The sequence below is a fragment of the Alcaligenes sp. GCM10023179 genome, assembly GCF_042653705.1.
Lineage (GTDB): Bacteria > Pseudomonadota > Gammaproteobacteria > Burkholderiales > Burkholderiaceae_B > Alcaligenes > Alcaligenes phenolicus.
On sequence record NZ_JBHSIQ010000001.1, the window covers coordinates 1,590,261 to 1,606,418 of the forward strand.

Consider the following 16,158-nt stretch of genomic DNA (forward strand, 5'->3'; position numbering starts at 1 on the left):
TGTCTGGTTTGAGGTATAAGTTGTCATAATATCCTGTTTGCGTCGGCATCGAAACAGGATAGAGTAGGGTTTTCACCTACTGGCTACATTTCATGTCCCTCTCTCGACTCTCCTGGCTCTCCCACCCCTTGCTGGTGTTGATTGGCGTCTTGCTGATTGCCGGCAATCTGCGAGCCCCGATCACGGGTATCGCCCCCTTGCTGGAGCTGATCCAGGCAGACCTCTCCCTGTCGTCCACGCAGGCCGGTCTGCTGACCGCCATGCCCTTGTTCATCTTTGCGGTGGTCTCCTTGCTGGCCGCCTCCATGGCGCGGGTGGTGGGCTTGTCCCGTTCCTTGTTTATTGCTTCCGTACTGATTGCGGTAGGTGTGGTGGTACGTATCCTGGGCGGCACGATAGAGTTGTTTGCCGGTATCGGTTTGCTGGCTATCGGGATTGCCTTGGGTAATGTGCTGTTGCCTTCTCTGGTGAAACGTCATTTCCCCATGCGCATCAGTTTTGTGACGTCGCTGTACGTTTTGTTCATGGGTCTGGTCGCGGCGTTCAACTCCGCGATGGCGGTCCCTATGGCGGAGTGGACAGGCCAAAGCTGGCGCTGGTCGTCCCTGATGGTGGTCGGTGTGATGGCATTGGCTAGCGTAGTTGTCTGGGCTACCCAGTTGGGCGCGGATCGACGTGCGGCACAGAATACGCCCGCTGGCGCGGCAACCAGTTCTTCGGTGTGGCGTTTGCCCCTGGCCTGGCATATCACCCTGTACATGGGTTTGAACTCGGTGGCTTACTACATGATTGCCAGCTGGTTGCCTGTGATGCTGGTGAACTATGGCTTTGAGCCGGATCATGCGGGCCAGATTCATGGTTTGATGCAGTTGGCTACCGCCGTACCGGCCTTGCTGCTGATGCCCGTGTTGAGCCGTGTGCACGACCAGCGTGCGGTGGCCTTGGCGGGTGCCTTGTTGCAGACCCTGACTTTTGTGGGCTTTCTGGTCTTGCCGTCCTGGTCCTTGCTGTGGGCGGTGCTGTTTGGCTTTGGTAGTGGCAGCGTATTCCTGATTGCCTTGGCCTTGATTGGGGTACGTTCTACGTCTACTTCGCAGGCGGCGTCCCTGTCGGGTATGGCGCAGTGCATGGGCTATTTGCTGGCCGCGTTTGGGCCTCCCGCCATGGGCGGTTTGCATGACCTGTTCAATAGCTGGGGCTGGGCCTTGGGCTTGTGCATTCTGGTCAGCTTTGGAATGGGCTACGCCGGTTGGTTGGCGGCTCGCCCCGCAGCTGCAAGCAAAGCCTGAGCTGAATTGCTGAAAGCCAGGTAGTCGGACCTCCGAGAGAGGGCCAAACAAAAGCGGCCTGTAATTGAAATACCCTTAGGGGCATCCAATTACAGGCCGTTTTGTTTTTTGGGTTACTGGCAGAGTTCAGTTTTGCAAAGGCTATTCCTGTGTTCAGCTTCTGTCGCCTACGACAAAATTGCCTGCTCCGAGTCACCCGCTCTGAGGTCTGACTATTCTTTAATGCGCAGCGAAATGGTGTGCAAGGCCAGGCCACCCAAGGCCAGCAAGGCACCTACCCAGGCGGTCGAAGTCCAGCCCCAGCCAGCGGCAATCGTCAAACCACCCAACCATGCACCTAGCGCATTGGCCATATTGAAAGCCGAGTGATTCAGCGCAGCCGCCAGTGTTTGGGCATCACCTGCCACGTCCATCAGGCGAATCTGCAAAGCGGGGCCCAAGGCCACCAGGGTGCCAATCAGCATGATGTTCAAGGGTCCAAGGATTGGATGGTGGGCCGTGATCATGAACAGCAAGAGCACGCCGGTAGCCCAGATCAGAACCAGGCGAATGCTGCGATCCAGGTAGCGGTCCGCATAGCGGGCGCCCAGTAAATTGCCCAGCACCATGCCAACGCCAAACAAGGCCAGCACGACAGGGATGGCGCTGACCGACAGGCCCGCCAGTTCCATCAAGGTGGATTTTACGTAGCTGAACACCGAGAACATGCCACCAAAACCAATTGCGCCTATGCCCAGCGTCAACCAGACTTGCTTGCGCTTCAGGGCCCCCAGTTCGCGCAAAGGGCTGGCCAGCGTGTTGGCGGGAATGAAAGGCACAAAGCGCAGTACCAGCCCCATCGTCAGCAAGGCGATCAGGCTGACGAAGGTAAAGGCCGCCTGCCAGCTCAGCCATTGTCCCAAGGTGGTGGCAATGGGCACACCCAATAAGGTAGCGACTGTCAGACCCAGCATGACGTAGGCCACGGCCTGTGCGCGGCGATGCGGCGGCACCAGGCGAGCGGCTACCAGGGCGGCAACACCAAAGTAGGTGCCATGCGGAAAGCCGGCCAGAAAGCGGGTGATCAACACGGTTTCATAGCTGGGGGCGATCACGGTCAGGAAATTGCCCACGGCATAAGCGCCCATCAAGGCTATTAACAGACGGCGCCAGGGCCAGCGTGCGCCCAGTACGGCCAGTACCGGAGCGCCGATCACCACGCCTAAAGCGTAAGCGCTGATCAAGTGGCCCGCGGTGGGAATATCGATACCCAGATCCTGGGCCACATCGGGTAGCAAACCCATGATGACAAATTCGCCGGTGCCGATGGAAAAACCACCCACAGCCAAGGCCAGAATGGCCAGTAAAACCTGGCGGGGGGATAAGGAAGAGTGCGAAGAAGACAAGATAAACGCCTGAGAATCAAGAAGGGTAGTGTGTCCCACCCGTAAGAGGCCTTATTGTCGCGCAGTCATGGGGCAAGGCTCAAGATTTCTAAGGACGGAATAGGGTCATGTAACTGTAGGGAATTGAAGATCTTTTTAAGTTTTTAATTCTTATTACGTCCTAGCACAAATTAATTTATCAAGCTATAGCGTCAGCCCTAAACAACGTATGCAGATTTTTTTTAGTTTTTTATATAGAATCACGGTATTGGGTGTTTTGTATCCAATCATTTTCCTGTGGTAGCTTTCCCCTGATTTTGCAAGAAATCGGGGGTTTTTTTTATTCTGATTATTTTGGATTTCAATCATTAGTGCATTGAAAGTCCAATGCCAAAGCGGCTGGTCAGCTTGACAGGCGGGCATGTCGGACGAAGTGGCGTCGCAAGGATAATTCATGAATGGGCCAGTGCTGGTTTGCACTTGGCCCATTATTTTTAGCTCGATTTTATCCGGATTTGATTCATTTTATTTAATCGCGTTTTATTGATTCTAATTATGTCCGGTCATATTTGGGTTGGAGATTTGCCCTCGAAAATTCTGGATGGGTGCAGAGATGCTTGCCAGAGTTAAGAACGTCTTTTTGTGCCGTCTATGAGATTTTGTCCGGCTTAATAAAAGAATCAATTTTGCCGATTTGCATAATGTTTATGGTATCGCAAATATAAGAGTTTTTTATATCTCATTATCATATATCTGCTGATTAAAGCCGAGCTTGAGAACTGAGCTCAATAGAGTTTCACGCTTATGAAGATAAATGGAATTGAACTGTACGGACGAAATAGAGCGTTCAAATTGATCGTGTTGTTGTTTGGGTTTGTCGCTATGCGCACGGCACTTTGTTTCAGAGCCTGATCGCTTAATTGACCTGCTAGCTGAGTAGAAATATTCTTTGATATGACTAGAATGTTTAGTGTGGTTAAACGCGCTCAGGGTATTGACCCGATTAAAATTTATTTTTAATTGCAGTTTGTGTCCGAATTTTTACATGATGGGAAGTGGAGAAATATGACGCTGATCTGTTGGGGCTGAACGACGGGGATGGTTTGACATTTGACCATTTGGTGTTCAGTTTTTCTCCCTTGTTCGCTGGCTGGTCTGGGCGGGCGGCTGCGTTAGAATCACTTAGGCAGCACCGCAAAGGAGGTGGTCATGAAAGTTGCATTGGGCCAGATGGCCGTATCCAAAGATTCGCAGGAAAACCTGAGCGCTTGCCTGGGTTTGATCGAACAAGCCTTGCGCTCCGGCGCGCAGTTACTGGTTCTGCCTGAAGGTGTGCTGGCCAGAAATGTGGCCGACCCTGAAGTGGTCCTGAAATCCGCACAAGCCCTGGATGGGGAGTTTGTCAGCCGACTGAGCGCTGCCACCCGTGATACTGATTTAACCGTGGTGTTCTGCATTCATACCCCGGCCGGAGAAGGCAAGGTTTGGAACACCTTGGTGGTGCTGCGCGATGGCCAGGTTCTGGCGCATTACAACAAGCTTCATTTGTACGATGCCTTCTCGGTACAAGAATCACGCTATGTACAGCCAGGTACAGAAATCCCCGCCTTGATTGATGTGGCCGGTTTCAAAGTAGGTTTGATGACTTGCTACGACCTGCGCTTTCCTGAGCTGGCCCGACGCTTGTGCGTGGACGGGGCGCAAGTCTTGCTGGCGCCGTCGGCCTGGCTGAAAGGTCCCTTGAAGGAACACCACTGGCGTGTGCTGACGACGGCTCGCGCTTTGGAAAATACGGCCTATATGGTGGCCGTCGGTGAGTGTGGTGAACGCAATATTGGCCAAAGTCTGGTGGTGGATCCCTTGGGTGTGATCGTGGCCCAGGCGGCAGAAACTCCCACATTGCTTTTGGTTGATCTGGATCGGGAGCGTTTGGCTTATGCCCGTCGCATTTTGCCCGTACTGGAAAACCGTCGCTTTGCTCCGCCCGAACTGGGCTGAACTAGCGGGGTTCAGCCTGCTTTTCTGAATGTCAGATTGACCCGGCCTGTGCCCCATACCGGATGGGCCGGGCCCTCCAGTCTGCGTACCCCATGGAAATTCAATCTGGACGGCCCCCACCAGACCAGCACATCACCATCGCGCAGTCGCAGGGTACGCACCGGGTCGCTGCGTTTTGCGCCGCCCCATAAAAACAAGGCCTCACGTCCCAGGGAGACCGAGACAATCGGGTGCTGCAAGTTGCGCTCGTTTCTATCCTGATGCAAGGACATATGCGCCTGCTCGTCGTAGTAATTGATCAGACAGGTATCGGGTTGAAAAGGGCCCTGGCCCGACTCCTGGGCAATGCGCGTTAATAGTTCCTTGAATATGGCAGGCATGGCGGGCCAGGCCAAACCGCTTTGCGGGTCCGTGGGGCTGTAACGGTAGCCGTGTTCGTCCGATATCCATCCCAGGTCGCCACAACTGCTTTGTGCGGCCGACATACGATGCCCTGAGGGAACCTGCATATGCCGCCAAGGAGCACTGTGCACCAGTTCTTGAACCGCCTGTGCCAAGCTGGCGGCATAGGGCAGGGCCAGCCCCGGAAGGGCGATCAGGCCGGTATCCAGAGTCAGGACGTTGCCGGGAACGGGATCAAACAGGGAGAGCGTGGACATGCGCGATAGGGCGAATAAAGCAGTGACCAGAGTATAGTAATCGGGATTGTATTTTTGCGACTTCCCAGTAGAGGTGTCTATGGTCGAGCTGCTGATTCCACAACGTCAACACAGCATTGGTGCATTTGAAGTGGGGCGCGTTCTGCCCTTTCGCCAACGGCGTATGGTGGGGCCTTTTATCTTCTTTGATCGTATGGGGCCACAAGAGCTGACGGCACCTGTAGGGACAGAAAACGATGTGCTGCCACACCCGCATATTGGCCTGTCTACCGTCACCTATTTATTTGAAGGTGCCATGACACACCACGACAGCCTGGGCGTGGAACAAGAGATTACGCCCGGCGCCTTGAACTGGATGACCGCTGGTTCAGGCATCAGCCATTCCGAGCGCTTTGAGCCCATGCGTACCCAAGGTGGCCGTATGGATGGCATTCAGGCCTGGGTGGCTTTGCCGGAACATAAAGAAGAGCAAAACCCCGATTTTGTGCATTACGAGGCCGAACAACTGCCTTTGATTCAGGACACGGGCCTGGAAGGTCGCCTGATAGCCGGATCGGCGCTGGGTCTGTGCAGCCCTGCCAGTGTGGCCTCACCCTTGTTCTATATGGAACTACGCGTACAAGCGGGCCAGTCTGTCCCCTTGCCAACCGGCCATGAAGAGCGCGCCATTTATATCTGTACGGGCGCGCTGGAGGTAGGCGCTCAACGCTATCGAGCTGGTCAGATGCTGGTCTTTGCCAAAGGCGACAGCCCTCGCATCCTGGCCGAGCAAAACAGCCATTTGATGCTGCTGGGCGGCGAGCCCCTGGGACCACGCCATATCTGGTGGAACTTTGTGTCCTCGCGCAAGGACCGTATCGAGCAGGCCAAGGACGATTGGCTCAATGGTCGCATCAGTCTGCCACCACTGGACGATGAGCAGTTCATCCCTTTACCTGCGGTGTAATGCTCTTTACGTCGATGGTGGAGGTGTTTGACCTTGTACGTGGACCGTGACCTCATGGTGAATCGGAGTGTTGATGGAGCGGGCAATAAAGCAGTATTCACCTACGCGATCGTGAAGCGATTTGGACAAGGCAAGGTCACTGTCCGGTGTGATCGTGACGAAGGGGCGCAATGTAACACTCTTGAATTGCCCAGCCCCGTTAGCCTCTTCAATCATGATGCCGGTAGGGTGGTCTTCATAGGCCGTGACCACAATGCCGGCTTCTGCCGCTATTCCCAGGTACCAAAGCATATGACACTGAGCAATCGATGCCAGGAAAAGCTGCTCTGGGTTCCAGCGGGCTGGGTCGCCTCGAAAGGCAGGGTCTGAGGAGGCAGCAATGGTCTCCAGGCCAACTGCCATCACGTCGTGGTTACGTGAGTAGGAGCGAAGGGTGCGGGTGCCGCTCCCGGTGTTGCCGGTCCAACTGATCAACAGTTCATAGTGGTGCGTTTTCATAGCTCTGCTCAGGCAAAGTGACAAGGAGCAAAAAGAGTAGCAGCGGGGGGCTATCGTACATACAAAAAAAAGCCCTGGAAAGAATCCAGGGCTTTGAAGGCTTGCTCATCAGGCTGGTGGATTTGCCTGTATCCGCTCTATGAGCAGACTGGTTTTTTGATTGACGAGCAAGCCGGGCAAACGGAATAGTACCGCTTGCGCAGCTTGTTTAGGAGGCCAATTGTACGGACTGGCGTCAAGCGAAACAAAAAAGACCAGTTTGATAGCAGGGCTATTGCAAATTGGCTTATAAGCATTGATTGGCGCTGCTTATCCATCAATCACGGGCAGGAATGTTCAAGCCGCGTTGTACTGCCGGGCGGGCCTGAAACTGGGCCAGAACACGGGCCACATTCTTGAACTGCTCGTACTCCACAAGCTCGCCTGCGCCGTAAAAACCGATCAGGTTGGCAATCCAGGGGAACAGGGCAATATCGGCGATGGAGTAGCTGTTGCCCACCATCCAGTCCTTGCCATCCAGATGCTTGTCGATCACACCCAGCAAGCGCTTGGATTCGTTGACATAGCGGTCGCGGGGGCGCTTGTCTTCAAAGTCCTTGCCAGCAAATTTGTGGAAGAAACCCAACTGACCAAACATGGGGCCTACGCCACCCATCTGGAACATCAGCCATTGCAGGGTTTCATAGCGTTGGGCCGGGTCTGCAGAGAGCAACTGGCCGGTTTTTTCTGCCAGGTAGATCAGGATGGCACCGGACTCGAACAAGGCCAGCGGTTTATTGCCGGGGCCATTGGGGTCCAGAATTGCCGGGATCTTGTTGTTGCTGCTGAGCGAAATAAATTCCGGGCTGAGCTGATCGTTGCGCTCAAAGCTGACCAGATGCGGCTCGTAAGGCAGGCCAATTTCTTCCAGCATGATGGATACCTTGACCCCATTTGGAGTGGGCAAGGAATACAGTTGCAGGCGTTCGGGGTGCTGAGCCGGCCATTTGCCGGTGATGGGGAATGCGGAGAGATCGATTGTCATGACGTCCTTCACAATGGGGTGTAGAGGAAGTCTTGATAGTAGCAAGCTGTACGGTGACATACCGTCGCAGCCCGCTCCCCAGTAAGGTATTTGTTCCGCTTAGCGGCTGCGCGGGCGCAAGGGGTCCAGCAAGGATTTCAGGCCATTGTGATCCAGCTCGTGCATCAGGGCCAGTAGCTGCCCTAGCCGCCCGGAAGGAAAGCCTTCACGGGCAAACCAGTTCAGATAATGTCCCGGCAGGTCGGCCAGCAAGCGACCTTTGTATTTGCCGTAAGGCATGGTGGTATTTAACAGGGCAAGCAGGTCGTCGCTGGATTCAAGCATGGGGGCTTAACGTAGATGGTCGGCAAAGAAAGCTAGTGTACGTTCCTGAGCCAGTTTGTAGGACGCTTCGTGAAAATCGGGGCGATGATCGCAGCCAAAACCATGCCCGGCAGGTTCGTACACGTAAATGGCCACATCCTTTTGCGCGTCTTTAATGGTCTGAATGGCGCTGGCAGGGATGGAGTGATCCTGGGCACCAAAATGCATTTGAACTGGAATCCTGGGCTGTTCCTGGGCGTTCTGGGCAATTTGCGAACCATACCAGCAACTGGCGGCTTTCAGGCCTTGCAAGCGGCAGGCGGCCAGCCAGCTCAAGGAGCCACCCCAGCAATAGCCGACAATACCAATCTTGCGCGAACCCAAGGCGTCCACGCAGGCCTGAATATCCAGCAGGGTCTTATCAAGCGCAATGCCGTTGCGCAGTGCCAGACCTGCTTGCACGTCCTCGGCGGTATAGCCCAGCTCTACATTTTTCTCTTGCCGGTCGAACAGGGCGGGAGACAGGACACGGTAGCCTTGCTCGGCAAAGCGTTCGCAGGTGTTGCGTATGTGTTGATTGACACCAAAAATTTCCTGCAACACGATCAAGCCGCGTTCGGCCTGTTCATCGCCTGCGACATAGGCTTTGAAACGGTGCTGGTCTGCGCTGGTCAAGCTAAGCGTACTCATGGCGTGTCCTTTAGCTGTAAAACAATAATTCTCTCTTATAACAGTCGCCCATACTGGGAGGCCAGCCTCAGGACGTTTACAATCCACCCAGAACGGCGGGGGTGTCTGGCTCTCGCCCAAGCCCCTCCTACTTCAATGGAATAATGATGCGTGACGTGCTAATGGACAGTCTGTTCTGGACGATTGTGATGCCCTGGTTCTTGTTTTTAGGGCTATTTCTTGTTCCCAAGAAACCTTCCTGGTTGCGAAACTACGCCTTTCCCGGCGTGTTTATTGCAGTAGGTTTGGGTCTGGTGGCTGGGGTGGCAGTCGGTGTGGGCATTTTCAGCATCGTGCTGGGCCTGATCGCCTTTGCCGTGTGCTACGAAAAGCCGAAAGCCAGCGCCTGAGTCAGGAGCAAACGGTTTGATGAAAAACCATCGCGGCGTGCTGCCTGCGATGGTTTTTTTTGTCGCCGGGCCGCCCCAAGGCGTAGCGTGGAGGGGGGGCTTCAGCCGTCGACTGGCTCGGCAGGCGTATCCAGCGTCAGCAAGTAGAAGGCGACATCCAGCCAGCGGCCAAATTTGAACCCCACTTCCTTGAAGGTGCCCGCATGGGTGAAGCCCAGGCTTTGATGCAGATGGATACTGCCCGCATTGCTGGCATCAATACAGCCTACCAGGGTATGCACATTGGCCAGACGGGCACGCGTGATCAGCTCTTGCATCAGAATCTTGCCCAGCCCTTTGCCGCGGTGCTCCGGGTGCACATAGACACTGTGTTCCATGGTGTATTTGTAGGCGGGAAAGGCGCGGAAGGTGCCCCAGCTGGCAAAGCCCATCAACGTTCCTGCATCGTCAATGACGCCGACCACGGGAAAGCCGTTGGCGCGTTTGGTGGCAAACCAGCTCACCATGGCTTCGGGCGGGCGTGGCACATAGTCGTATAGCGCGGTGGAGTTCACGATGGCGTCGTTCAGAATCGCCAAAATAGCGGCTGCATGCTGCTCTTCATTGCAGTCTATAAAACGCAAGCCGCTTTCGCTGTCTTTCATTGATCCTTTCCTGTCAGGGGGAAGACCAGGGCTTCGTCGCCAATCGCGACGAGGTACTTGGCGGTCCGGGTGTATGGATGGCTACAGCTCAAGAGCGCTCGCTCTGGCCTATCGTGTGGCGTATTTTATTCCACTCTATTGGGTTTCTCATGGGAAATTCCCATTAAGAAAATGTCGTGATTCCCCCTGGTTTGAGGCCATGGATTCTGGCATCCAGACCTACGCCTCAGGAAAAGAAAAACGCGCAGCCCAGGCTGCGCGTTTTTTGCACTCTTGCTGCCTAGGTCAAGGCTGATCTGCTTGCCTACGCACCCATGTCCAGCAATCAATCGTAGCGAGCGGCGATATTGCGTTCACCAATGGCCAGACCCGTGGTCATCCCCAAGCCCGTGTGCATAACCGTCACTTGCGTACTGCCATCGGCCTGCAAGACAGAAAATGGAGCCGGGCCCTTTGCACCGTATACCCCTTGCCAGCGTTGCAGCACCTGCACCGGGCAACCCAGCACGGTTTCTGCCAGAGCCAGCAAGTACTGGTCTGTTTCTTCCTGGTTGAAGGGGCTGGCTTGCTGGCCGTAGTCGTGCGAGTCACCAATAATCAGATCCCCGTCCGGGGTGGGGCTAATCAGCAAATGAATGCCTTGATCCAGCAGGACGCCATGACGTTGCTGTACTTGCTTGCGCAGTGTGTCTGCCAAAGGCAGATCGCTAAAGGCACCATAGTGCAGGCAGGACAAACCTGTCAGCAAAGGTCGGTCCAATGCCCAGCCTGCGTCCTGTGCACGCACTTTCAGCATTTGCAGACGTGTCACCGACGGCTTGACGGTATCGAGCAGTTCGCGATGCAGGCTGCTGTAGTCGTGACCGGGGCACACAAAAATGCTGTTGGCGGTGAAGTTGCCCACGCTGCTGTGTACCTGCCCCTCTTGAGCATAGTGCACATGCGCTTGGGTATACACATCCACGCCCATGGCTTGCAGGCTGCTGGTAATGGCGGGCAGGGCGTCGCGCGAGTAGATCTGCAAATCATCCAGACCTTGCAGCGCGCCGTGGTGATGCCCCAGACGGCCTTCAAAGAGTGTCGCCAGTTCCTTGCCGCTGAGCATCTGGCAGGCCACGCCTTCGTCCTTGGCACGGCCTTGGGCAAAGTCTTCCAGCAGTTCCAGTTCCAGGTGATTGCGTGCCAGGACCAGCGAGCCATTGCTGCGCACATGAAAGCCCGCTTGTGCCGCCAGATCCAGCCACAGACCTCGGCTTTGGCGTGCCAGTTCCATCATGATGCCCGGCGCCTGACCGGTCACCAGTACCTGACCAAAATTACGTATGGTGGCGCCTTGGGCCTGGTGGCTGCGCTCGAGCACAGCCACGCTAAGCTTGCGGCGGGCAGCCGCCCAGGCATGTGCCATGCCCAGGATGCCGCCCCCCACCACGATGACATCGTAGTGTTGTGTGCTCATTACTTCTTGGCTTCCGATTTACCGTCGTAACGTTTGGTCCACTCTTCGATGATGCGCTCGCGGTTTTCAGCGGCCCAGACGAAGTTGTTGTCAATCAGACGCTGGTTCAGGTCTGCTGGCAGGTGCGGGTTGGCCGTGGCGATAGAAGGGATGGCCAGCACGGCAAAGTTGGTCTTGTACAAGTGGTTGGCTTCTTCGCTGGCGGAGAAGTCAGCCAGTTTCTGCGCGGCTTCCAGGTTCTTGGTGCCTTTCATGATGGCAGCGGCTTCAATTTCCCAGCCCAGGCCTTCTTTGGGGAACACCAGTTCCAGCGGAGCGCCTTCTTCTTTCAGGCGAGCGCCACGGTAGTCAAAGGACACGCCAATCGTGTATTCGCCAGCGGCAGCCATATTGCAAGGCTTGGAGCCGGAGTGGGTGTAGGCACCGATGTTCTTGTGCAGACCGTCCATGAAGGTCCAGCCTTTTTCTTCACCAAACAGTTGCAGCCAGGCGCTTACGTCCAGAAAGCCGGTGCCCGAAGAAGCGGGATTCGGCATGACGATCTTGCCAGCGTATTCGGGCTTGGTCAGATCTTCCCAGGACGTGGGCATGGGCAACTTGTTCTTTTCCAGCTCAACGGTGTTCACGCACAGGGCGGCGGCAAAACCGTCCATGCCAACCCAGCTGGGTGGGTTGTTTTGATCGCGCATTTTGGCGTCGATCTTGTCCAGACCCTGCGGGGCGTAAGGCTGCAGCATGTTCTGGCTGGCCATCAAGCCCAGCGAGGAGCCGGCCAGACCCCAGACAGCGTCAGCCTTGGGATTGTTCTTTTCAGCCAGCAGTTTGGCGGTAATGATGCCCGTGGAGTCACGTACCCACTGGATCTTGATATCGGGGTTCTTTTTCTCGAAAGCAGCCTGGTAAGCCTTGAGCTGATCGGCTTCCAGCGCGGTGTAGACGGTCAGGGTCGTAGCGGCTTGAGCCAGGGAAGCGGCGCCCATCAAAGCGGCAGCCAAGGAGCTCAGAACAATGGTTTTCATGGAGAAGTGTCCTTGTGACAGCAAAAGGGGGGTGGGGTTAGAGAGAGTCGCCAGGGCATTCGCCCTGGGCCATCCGCTCGGTGATTTGTTCAACCACGGCAGGCAGTTGGGCAACGGTGTCGATCAGGTAATGCGGTTGGGCGTCGGCGAAGGTGGCTGCGGCGCGATCACGCAGGGTTTGGCGGCTTTCTTCGTCCAGAGCCAGAAATTCCAGTTCGGTCAGTCCGGCGGCATTGCCTGACAGCAGCAAACCTACCGTCCACATACCGGCATTGCGGCCTTCTTCAATGCCGACCGGGGTGTCGTCAATCTTCACGCAGGCACCGACATTCTTGATTTCCAGACGAATGACGTTTTCCAGGGCCATGGCAGGCCAGGGGCGTGCTTGCGGGACTTCGTCAAAGGCGACGTGGTAGTCCACCAGTACTTGTTGGCGGTGGGCGTGTTGCAGCAGGTTGTCCAGAACCAGACGCGGGTAGCCGGAGCAGGAGCCGATTTTCAGGCCTTGGCGGCGTGCCCAGGACAAGGTTTCACGGGCACCGGGAATGGCGGCGGAGAACTCGCCCACGCGTTCGTTCTGCATGGGCAGGAAGGTGTTGTAGATACGGTCTACATCGCTGTCATCGGGTTCGCGCTCATGCAGGGCCAAAAACTGGGCGTGCACTTCAGGCAACTCCAGCATGGCCTTGATGTGATCCCATTTACCGATGCCCATCGCGCTGCGGGCCTGGTCCAGGTTCAGATTCAGATCAAAGCACTTGAAGGCTTCAACCAGAATCTGGGTGGGAGCAAAGGATCCAAAATCCACCAGTGTGCCGGCCCAGTCAAAAATCAGGGCTTCAAGGCGTGGAGTCTGGTGATTTGGCATATCAAGCGATGTATTCGCGCAAGTTGGGGATGACATTGCGGTCCTGTCAGGTTGGAGAAAGAGAAGAAGGGGAGCGCCAGGCCTGGCTGCGGCGCAAGGAAGCGCGGCTCAGAACATGAACCAGGACGCAGACAAAGCCGGAGCTGAGCATGATGACCGTGCACATGGCGGCGGCCGGGCCGATAAAGCCGGCGTCGTCCATATTCATGACCGCTACCGAGGCCAACACGGTTTGCGGGCTGTACAGAAACACGACGGCAGACACGGTGGTCATGGCCGAGACGAACAGGTAGCGCGCCACCGACAGCAAGGCAGGCAGGCACAGCGGCACGGTGACACCCATCAAGGTGGACAGACGCGGAACCTTCAGGGAGGCGGCAGCGGCTTCCAGCTCGCCAGGAATGGCTTTCAGGGCCGTCACAAAGTTCAGATGGGCGCTTGTGTACAGGTGAATCACCGTACACAGGACCAGCAAGCTCATGGAGCCGTACAGACCGGACAAGGGATTGTTGGGGTGGTTGAAAAAGAAGATGTAGCCCAGGCCCAGCACCAGACCGGGAATGGCCATGGGGGCCAGCGCCAGCATTTGCAGCATGCCGTACAAGCCTTTTTCGGACTGACCACGGGCAGGCAGTTTCTCCAGCACCCAGGCGCCCAGAAAGATCAGGGCCGAACCCAGAATGGCGGTAAACAAGGCCATGGTCAGGCTGTTGCGCCAGGCCAGCCAGCCGCCACCGTCCATATTGTTGAAGTCGTAGGACTTCAGGGACAGGCTCAGGTTGTAAGGCCAGAACTTGATCAGGGACGCCCACACCGCCATGCCCACAATGCTCAGAATGGCCAGGGATACCAGTACCAGAACGAGAGTGAAGTAACGGTCGCGCTGACGGTGTGGCAGAGGCGAGTAGGCACTGAGCGAGCCTTGAGCCTGACCGCTGGCACGAGCACGCAGATGACGGTCCAGAAAGAAGGTCAGCACAGCGGGAATCAGCAGCAGCACGCCAATGGCCGCGCCTTTGGAAAACTGCAACTGACCGACAACGGCTTTATAGGCTTCCATGGCCAGCACGTTGTAGGAACCGCCCACCACTTTGGGCACACCAAAGTCGGTGACGGTCAGAGTAAAGACCAGGCATGCGGCGGAAAAAACGGCATAGCGGCTGGCGGGCAGGGTTACCGTCAGGAAGCGACGCCAGGAGTTGGCACCCATGGCGCGGGCAGCGTCATATAGACGAGCATCGGCCAGGGCCAGACCGGTACTGAGAATCATCAGGGCGTGGGGGAAGGTGTAGAAGGCTTCGCCCAGCACAATGCCCCAGAAACCATAAATCGTTTCACCGCCCAACCAGTGACGCAGCAAACCTTGGTTGCCAAACAGGTAGATCAGGGACAGGCCTGGCATCAGCGATGGGGCCAGCAAGGGCAAAAGGCCCAGCGCACGAAATAGTCCGGCACCGCGTATGCAGCAGCGTTGCAGGGCAAAGGCGAACGCGTAGGCAACGGGGATCACGATCAGCAAGGTGGTCACGCCCACCAGAATGCTGCGGCCCACCATGGGCATGAAGCCCGGGGCGCTGATCACCGACCAGAACTGACCCAAACCCACCAGTTGCCCGTCGCCGTCCTGAATGGCGCGCAGCAAGATGAACAGCATGGGCAGGGCCAGGAACAGGACCAGCAGGGCAAACAGGGCAATCAATAAGGCGCGTCGTGCCGCCGAGCCTATCCAGACAGGCAAAACGGGACGGGTCAGGGGATGGTTCTTCACGCTAGTTTCAGCAACGGGCAGGCCATACAGGCTGGTGGAGCGCAGGGACGCCGCGCCAGGCTGTGGTGTGGAATCAATGGTGGGCATGCAGCGCCTCGCTGGGAAGCTGAATGCGGCAGCGACGTGCGGCCAAGGGGTCAAGCAAGCGATCCCCTTGTTCGGGGTTGACGATGGCTTGGACAGTGAGTCCGTCCATGCCTTCGGGGCGCAGAATCAGCTTGTAGTGACGGCCCAAAAACACGCCGTCCACGATGTCGGCCAAAAAGGTATTGGTCGTGGTGGCCGGGCTGCTGTTATCCAGTACCCGAATGTTTTCAGGGCGGATGAAAAGACGTCCTGCTGCAGTAGGCGCTTCCTGACCCAAGTCCAGACGAACGCGCTCGACCAGCACCGAGCAATCGTGCAAGGGCGTAAAGGGCAGCCAGTTGGCTTCACCGATAAAGCCCGCCACAAAGGGATCAGAGGGGGCTCGGTACAAAGCCTGGGGGCGATCAAATTGCACCAGTCGGCCTTTTTCCATCACGGCGATACGGTCCGCCATGACCATGGCTTCTTCCTGATCGTGCGTCACCATCAAGGTGGTGATGGACAGTTGCTTTTGCAGCGCACGCAGCTCGATACGCAGCCGCTCGCGCACCTGGGCATCCAGCGCCGACATGGGTTCGTCCAGCAAGAGCAAGGAGGGTGAGGGGGCCAGTGCACGAGCCAGGGCCACACGCTGCTGCTGACCGCCCGACAGTTGTGCCGGGTACTTGTTTTCCGAACCGGACAGGCCGACCAGATCCAGCATCTCGGAGACGCGTTGACGCACTTGGGTGGCCAGGTTCTTGCGGGGCGACAGGCCGTAGGCAATATTCTGGGCCACGGTCAGGTTGGGGAACAGGGCGTAGGACTGAAACAGGATGCCGTAATCACGCTGTTGAGGGGGCAGGTGAGTAATGTCACGGCCCGCCATCACGATGATGCCTTGATCGGCTTGTTGCAGCCCGGCAATGCATCGCAGCAAGGTGGTTTTGCCACAGCCCGAGGGGCCCAGCAAACACACCAGTTCACCGGCTTGTATATCCAGGCTGACCTGATCCAGGGCGGTAAAGGAGCCGAACTGCTTGTGCAGTCCTTGTATGGTTAAAAATGCGGGCTTGGCGCTCATCCTGGGTTCCGACTTGTCATGAATGTCATGAACGTCAGTATGGGAGTCGGATATGGCGGCACTATGACAGTACAACTAATTTCTGTAATACGA

The 16,158-nt window shown here is 56.5% G+C and carries 16 protein-coding genes; 4 read left to right on the forward strand and 12 right to left on the reverse strand.

What is annotated here, in order from left to right; genetic code table 11:
• Nucleotides 1-92 precede the first annotated feature (92 nt).
• Nucleotides 93-1,289 (forward strand): MFS transporter, encoded by a 1,197-nt coding sequence (locus ACFPDR_RS07120; RefSeq protein ID WP_052159432.1) that lies wholly within the window; start codon nucleotides 93-95, stop codon nucleotides 1,287-1,289.
• Between the two features lie 212 nt (nucleotides 1,290-1,501).
• Here the strand turns inward: ACFPDR_RS07120 and ACFPDR_RS07125 are convergent, their stop codons facing one another.
• Nucleotides 1,502-2,674, reverse strand: coding sequence for an MFS transporter (locus ACFPDR_RS07125; RefSeq protein WP_009458878.1), 1,173 nt, complete (start codon nucleotides 2,672-2,674; stop codon nucleotides 1,502-1,504).
• Between the two features lie 1,188 nt (nucleotides 2,675-3,862).
• Here ACFPDR_RS07125 and ACFPDR_RS07130 point away from each other — a divergent pair.
• The gene (locus ACFPDR_RS07130; protein ID WP_026483468.1) at nucleotides 3,863-4,651 is read left to right on the forward strand and encodes a deaminated glutathione amidase; all 789 of its coding nucleotides are present in this window, start codon (nucleotides 3,863-3,865) and stop codon (nucleotides 4,649-4,651) included.
• 11 nt (nucleotides 4,652-4,662) lie between these two features.
• Here the strand turns inward: ACFPDR_RS07130 and alkB are convergent, their stop codons facing one another.
• Entirely contained in the window at nucleotides 4,663-5,310 is a 648-nt protein-coding gene (gene alkB / locus ACFPDR_RS07135) for a DNA oxidative demethylase AlkB (protein WP_239054424.1), read from the reverse strand.
• Nucleotides 5,311-5,389: 79 nt separating this feature from the next.
• Here alkB and ACFPDR_RS07140 point away from each other — a divergent pair, with 79 nt between their 5' ends.
• Nucleotides 5,390-6,256, forward strand: a complete 867-nt coding sequence (locus ACFPDR_RS07140; protein WP_376910940.1) for a pirin family protein — start codon at nucleotides 5,390-5,392, stop codon at nucleotides 6,254-6,256.
• A gap of 6 nt (nucleotides 6,257-6,262) precedes the next feature.
• Here ACFPDR_RS07140 and ACFPDR_RS07145 read toward each other — a convergent pair whose 3' ends face one another.
• The 4 genes from ACFPDR_RS07145 to ACFPDR_RS07160 all read right to left on the reverse strand — a co-directional run bounded on the left by ACFPDR_RS07145 (nucleotide 6,263) and on the right by ACFPDR_RS07160 (nucleotide 8,771).
• Nucleotides 6,263-6,754 carry an OsmC family protein gene (locus tag ACFPDR_RS07145; RefSeq protein WP_115633827.1) on the reverse strand — a complete coding sequence of 164 codons (492 nt, stop codon included), beginning with the start codon at nucleotides 6,752-6,754 and terminating at the stop codon, nucleotides 6,263-6,265.
• A gap of 316 nt (nucleotides 6,755-7,070) precedes the next feature.
• Entirely contained in the window at nucleotides 7,071-7,778 is a 708-nt protein-coding gene (locus tag ACFPDR_RS07150; protein ID WP_009458889.1) for a glutathione binding-like protein, read from the reverse strand.
• A 99-nt stretch (nucleotides 7,779-7,877) separates the two neighbouring features.
• Entirely contained in the window at nucleotides 7,878-8,102 is a 225-nt protein-coding gene (locus tag ACFPDR_RS07155) for a DUF3820 family protein (protein WP_003799391.1), read from the reverse strand.
• A 6-nt stretch (nucleotides 8,103-8,108) separates the two neighbouring features.
• Nucleotides 8,109-8,771: a dienelactone hydrolase family protein gene (locus tag ACFPDR_RS07160; protein ID WP_115633826.1), complete on the reverse strand. Its 663-nt coding sequence runs from the start codon at nucleotides 8,769-8,771 to the stop codon at nucleotides 8,109-8,111.
• Between the two features lie 146 nt (nucleotides 8,772-8,917).
• Here ACFPDR_RS07160 and ACFPDR_RS07165 point away from each other — a divergent pair, with 146 nt between their 5' ends.
• Nucleotides 8,918-9,160: a hypothetical protein gene (locus ACFPDR_RS07165; RefSeq protein ID WP_223254053.1), complete on the forward strand. Its 243-nt coding sequence runs from the start codon at nucleotides 8,918-8,920 to the stop codon at nucleotides 9,158-9,160.
• Nucleotides 9,161-9,261: 101 nt separating this feature from the next.
• Here the strand turns inward: ACFPDR_RS07165 and ACFPDR_RS07170 are convergent, their stop codons facing one another.
• The 6 genes from ACFPDR_RS07170 to ACFPDR_RS07195 form a co-directional block, all read right to left on the reverse strand.
• The gene (locus ACFPDR_RS07170; RefSeq protein ID WP_060185230.1) at nucleotides 9,262-9,804 is read right to left on the reverse strand and encodes a GNAT family N-acetyltransferase; all 543 of its coding nucleotides are present in this window, start codon (nucleotides 9,802-9,804) and stop codon (nucleotides 9,262-9,264) included.
• A gap of 325 nt (nucleotides 9,805-10,129) precedes the next feature.
• A complete protein-coding gene (locus ACFPDR_RS07175; RefSeq protein ID WP_137430237.1) occupies nucleotides 10,130-11,260 on the reverse strand; it encodes a TIGR03364 family FAD-dependent oxidoreductase in 1,131 nt (376 codons plus the stop codon).
• Nucleotides 11,260-12,279 (reverse strand): putative 2-aminoethylphosphonate ABC transporter substrate-binding protein, encoded by a 1,020-nt coding sequence (locus ACFPDR_RS07180; protein WP_035272329.1) that lies wholly within the window; start codon nucleotides 12,277-12,279, stop codon nucleotides 11,260-11,262. The genes ACFPDR_RS07175 and ACFPDR_RS07180 overlap by 1 nt, the downstream gene beginning before the upstream one ends.
• A gap of 37 nt (nucleotides 12,280-12,316) precedes the next feature.
• Nucleotides 12,317-13,147, reverse strand: coding sequence for a phosphonoacetaldehyde hydrolase (phnX, locus tag ACFPDR_RS07185; protein ID WP_115633825.1), 831 nt, complete (start codon nucleotides 13,145-13,147; stop codon nucleotides 12,317-12,319).
• 46 nt (nucleotides 13,148-13,193) lie between these two features.
• Nucleotides 13,194-15,002 (reverse strand): putative 2-aminoethylphosphonate ABC transporter permease subunit, encoded by a 1,809-nt coding sequence (locus ACFPDR_RS07190; RefSeq protein ID WP_376910941.1) that lies wholly within the window; start codon nucleotides 15,000-15,002, stop codon nucleotides 13,194-13,196.
• Nucleotides 14,989-16,065, reverse strand: a complete 1,077-nt coding sequence (locus tag ACFPDR_RS07195; RefSeq protein WP_035272334.1) for a putative 2-aminoethylphosphonate ABC transporter ATP-binding protein — start codon at nucleotides 16,063-16,065, stop codon at nucleotides 14,989-14,991. Before ACFPDR_RS07195 ends, ACFPDR_RS07190 begins: the two co-directional genes overlap by 14 nt.
• Nucleotides 16,066-16,158 lie beyond the last annotated feature (93 nt).

Bases quoted from the DNA above. Each gene is read 5' to 3' on its own strand.
- ACFPDR_RS07120 (WP_052159432.1), top strand. From the start codon at position 93: ATGTCCCTCTCTCGACTCTCCTGGCTCTCCCACCCCTTGCTGGTGTTG.
- ACFPDR_RS07130 (WP_026483468.1), top strand. From the start codon at position 3,863: ATGAAAGTTGCATTGGGCCAGATGGCCGTATCCAAAGATTCGCAGGAA.
- alkB (WP_239054424.1), bottom strand. From the start codon at position 5,310: ATGTCCACGCTCTCCCTGTTTGATCCCGTTCCCGGCAACGTCCTGACT.
- ACFPDR_RS07140 (WP_376910940.1), top strand. From the start codon at position 5,390: ATGGTCGAGCTGCTGATTCCACAACGTCAACACAGCATTGGTGCATTT.
- ACFPDR_RS07145 (WP_115633827.1), bottom strand. From the start codon at position 6,754: ATGAAAACGCACCACTATGAACTGTTGATCAGTTGGACCGGCAACACC.
- ACFPDR_RS07150 (WP_009458889.1), bottom strand. From the start codon at position 7,778: ATGACAATCGATCTCTCCGCATTCCCCATCACCGGCAAATGGCCGGCT.
- ACFPDR_RS07155 (WP_003799391.1), bottom strand. From the start codon at position 8,102: ATGCTTGAATCCAGCGACGACCTGCTTGCCCTGTTAAATACCACCATG.
- ACFPDR_RS07160 (WP_115633826.1), bottom strand. From the start codon at position 8,771: ATGAGTACGCTTAGCTTGACCAGCGCAGACCAGCACCGTTTCAAAGCC.
- ACFPDR_RS07165 (WP_223254053.1), top strand. From the start codon at position 8,918: ATGCGTGACGTGCTAATGGACAGTCTGTTCTGGACGATTGTGATGCCC.
- ACFPDR_RS07170 (WP_060185230.1), bottom strand. From the start codon at position 9,804: ATGAAAGACAGCGAAAGCGGCTTGCGTTTTATAGACTGCAATGAAGAG.
- ACFPDR_RS07175 (WP_137430237.1), bottom strand. From the start codon at position 11,260: ATGAGCACACAACACTACGATGTCATCGTGGTGGGGGGCGGCATCCTG.
- ACFPDR_RS07180 (WP_035272329.1), bottom strand. From the start codon at position 12,279: ATGAAAACCATTGTTCTGAGCTCCTTGGCTGCCGCTTTGATGGGCGCC.
- phnX (WP_115633825.1), bottom strand. From the start codon at position 13,147: ATGCCAAATCACCAGACTCCACGCCTTGAAGCCCTGATTTTTGACTGG.
- ACFPDR_RS07190 (WP_376910941.1), bottom strand. From the start codon at position 15,002: ATGCCCACCATTGATTCCACACCACAGCCTGGCGCGGCGTCCCTGCGC.
- ACFPDR_RS07195 (WP_035272334.1), bottom strand. From the start codon at position 16,065: ATGAGCGCCAAGCCCGCATTTTTAACCATACAAGGACTGCACAAGCAG.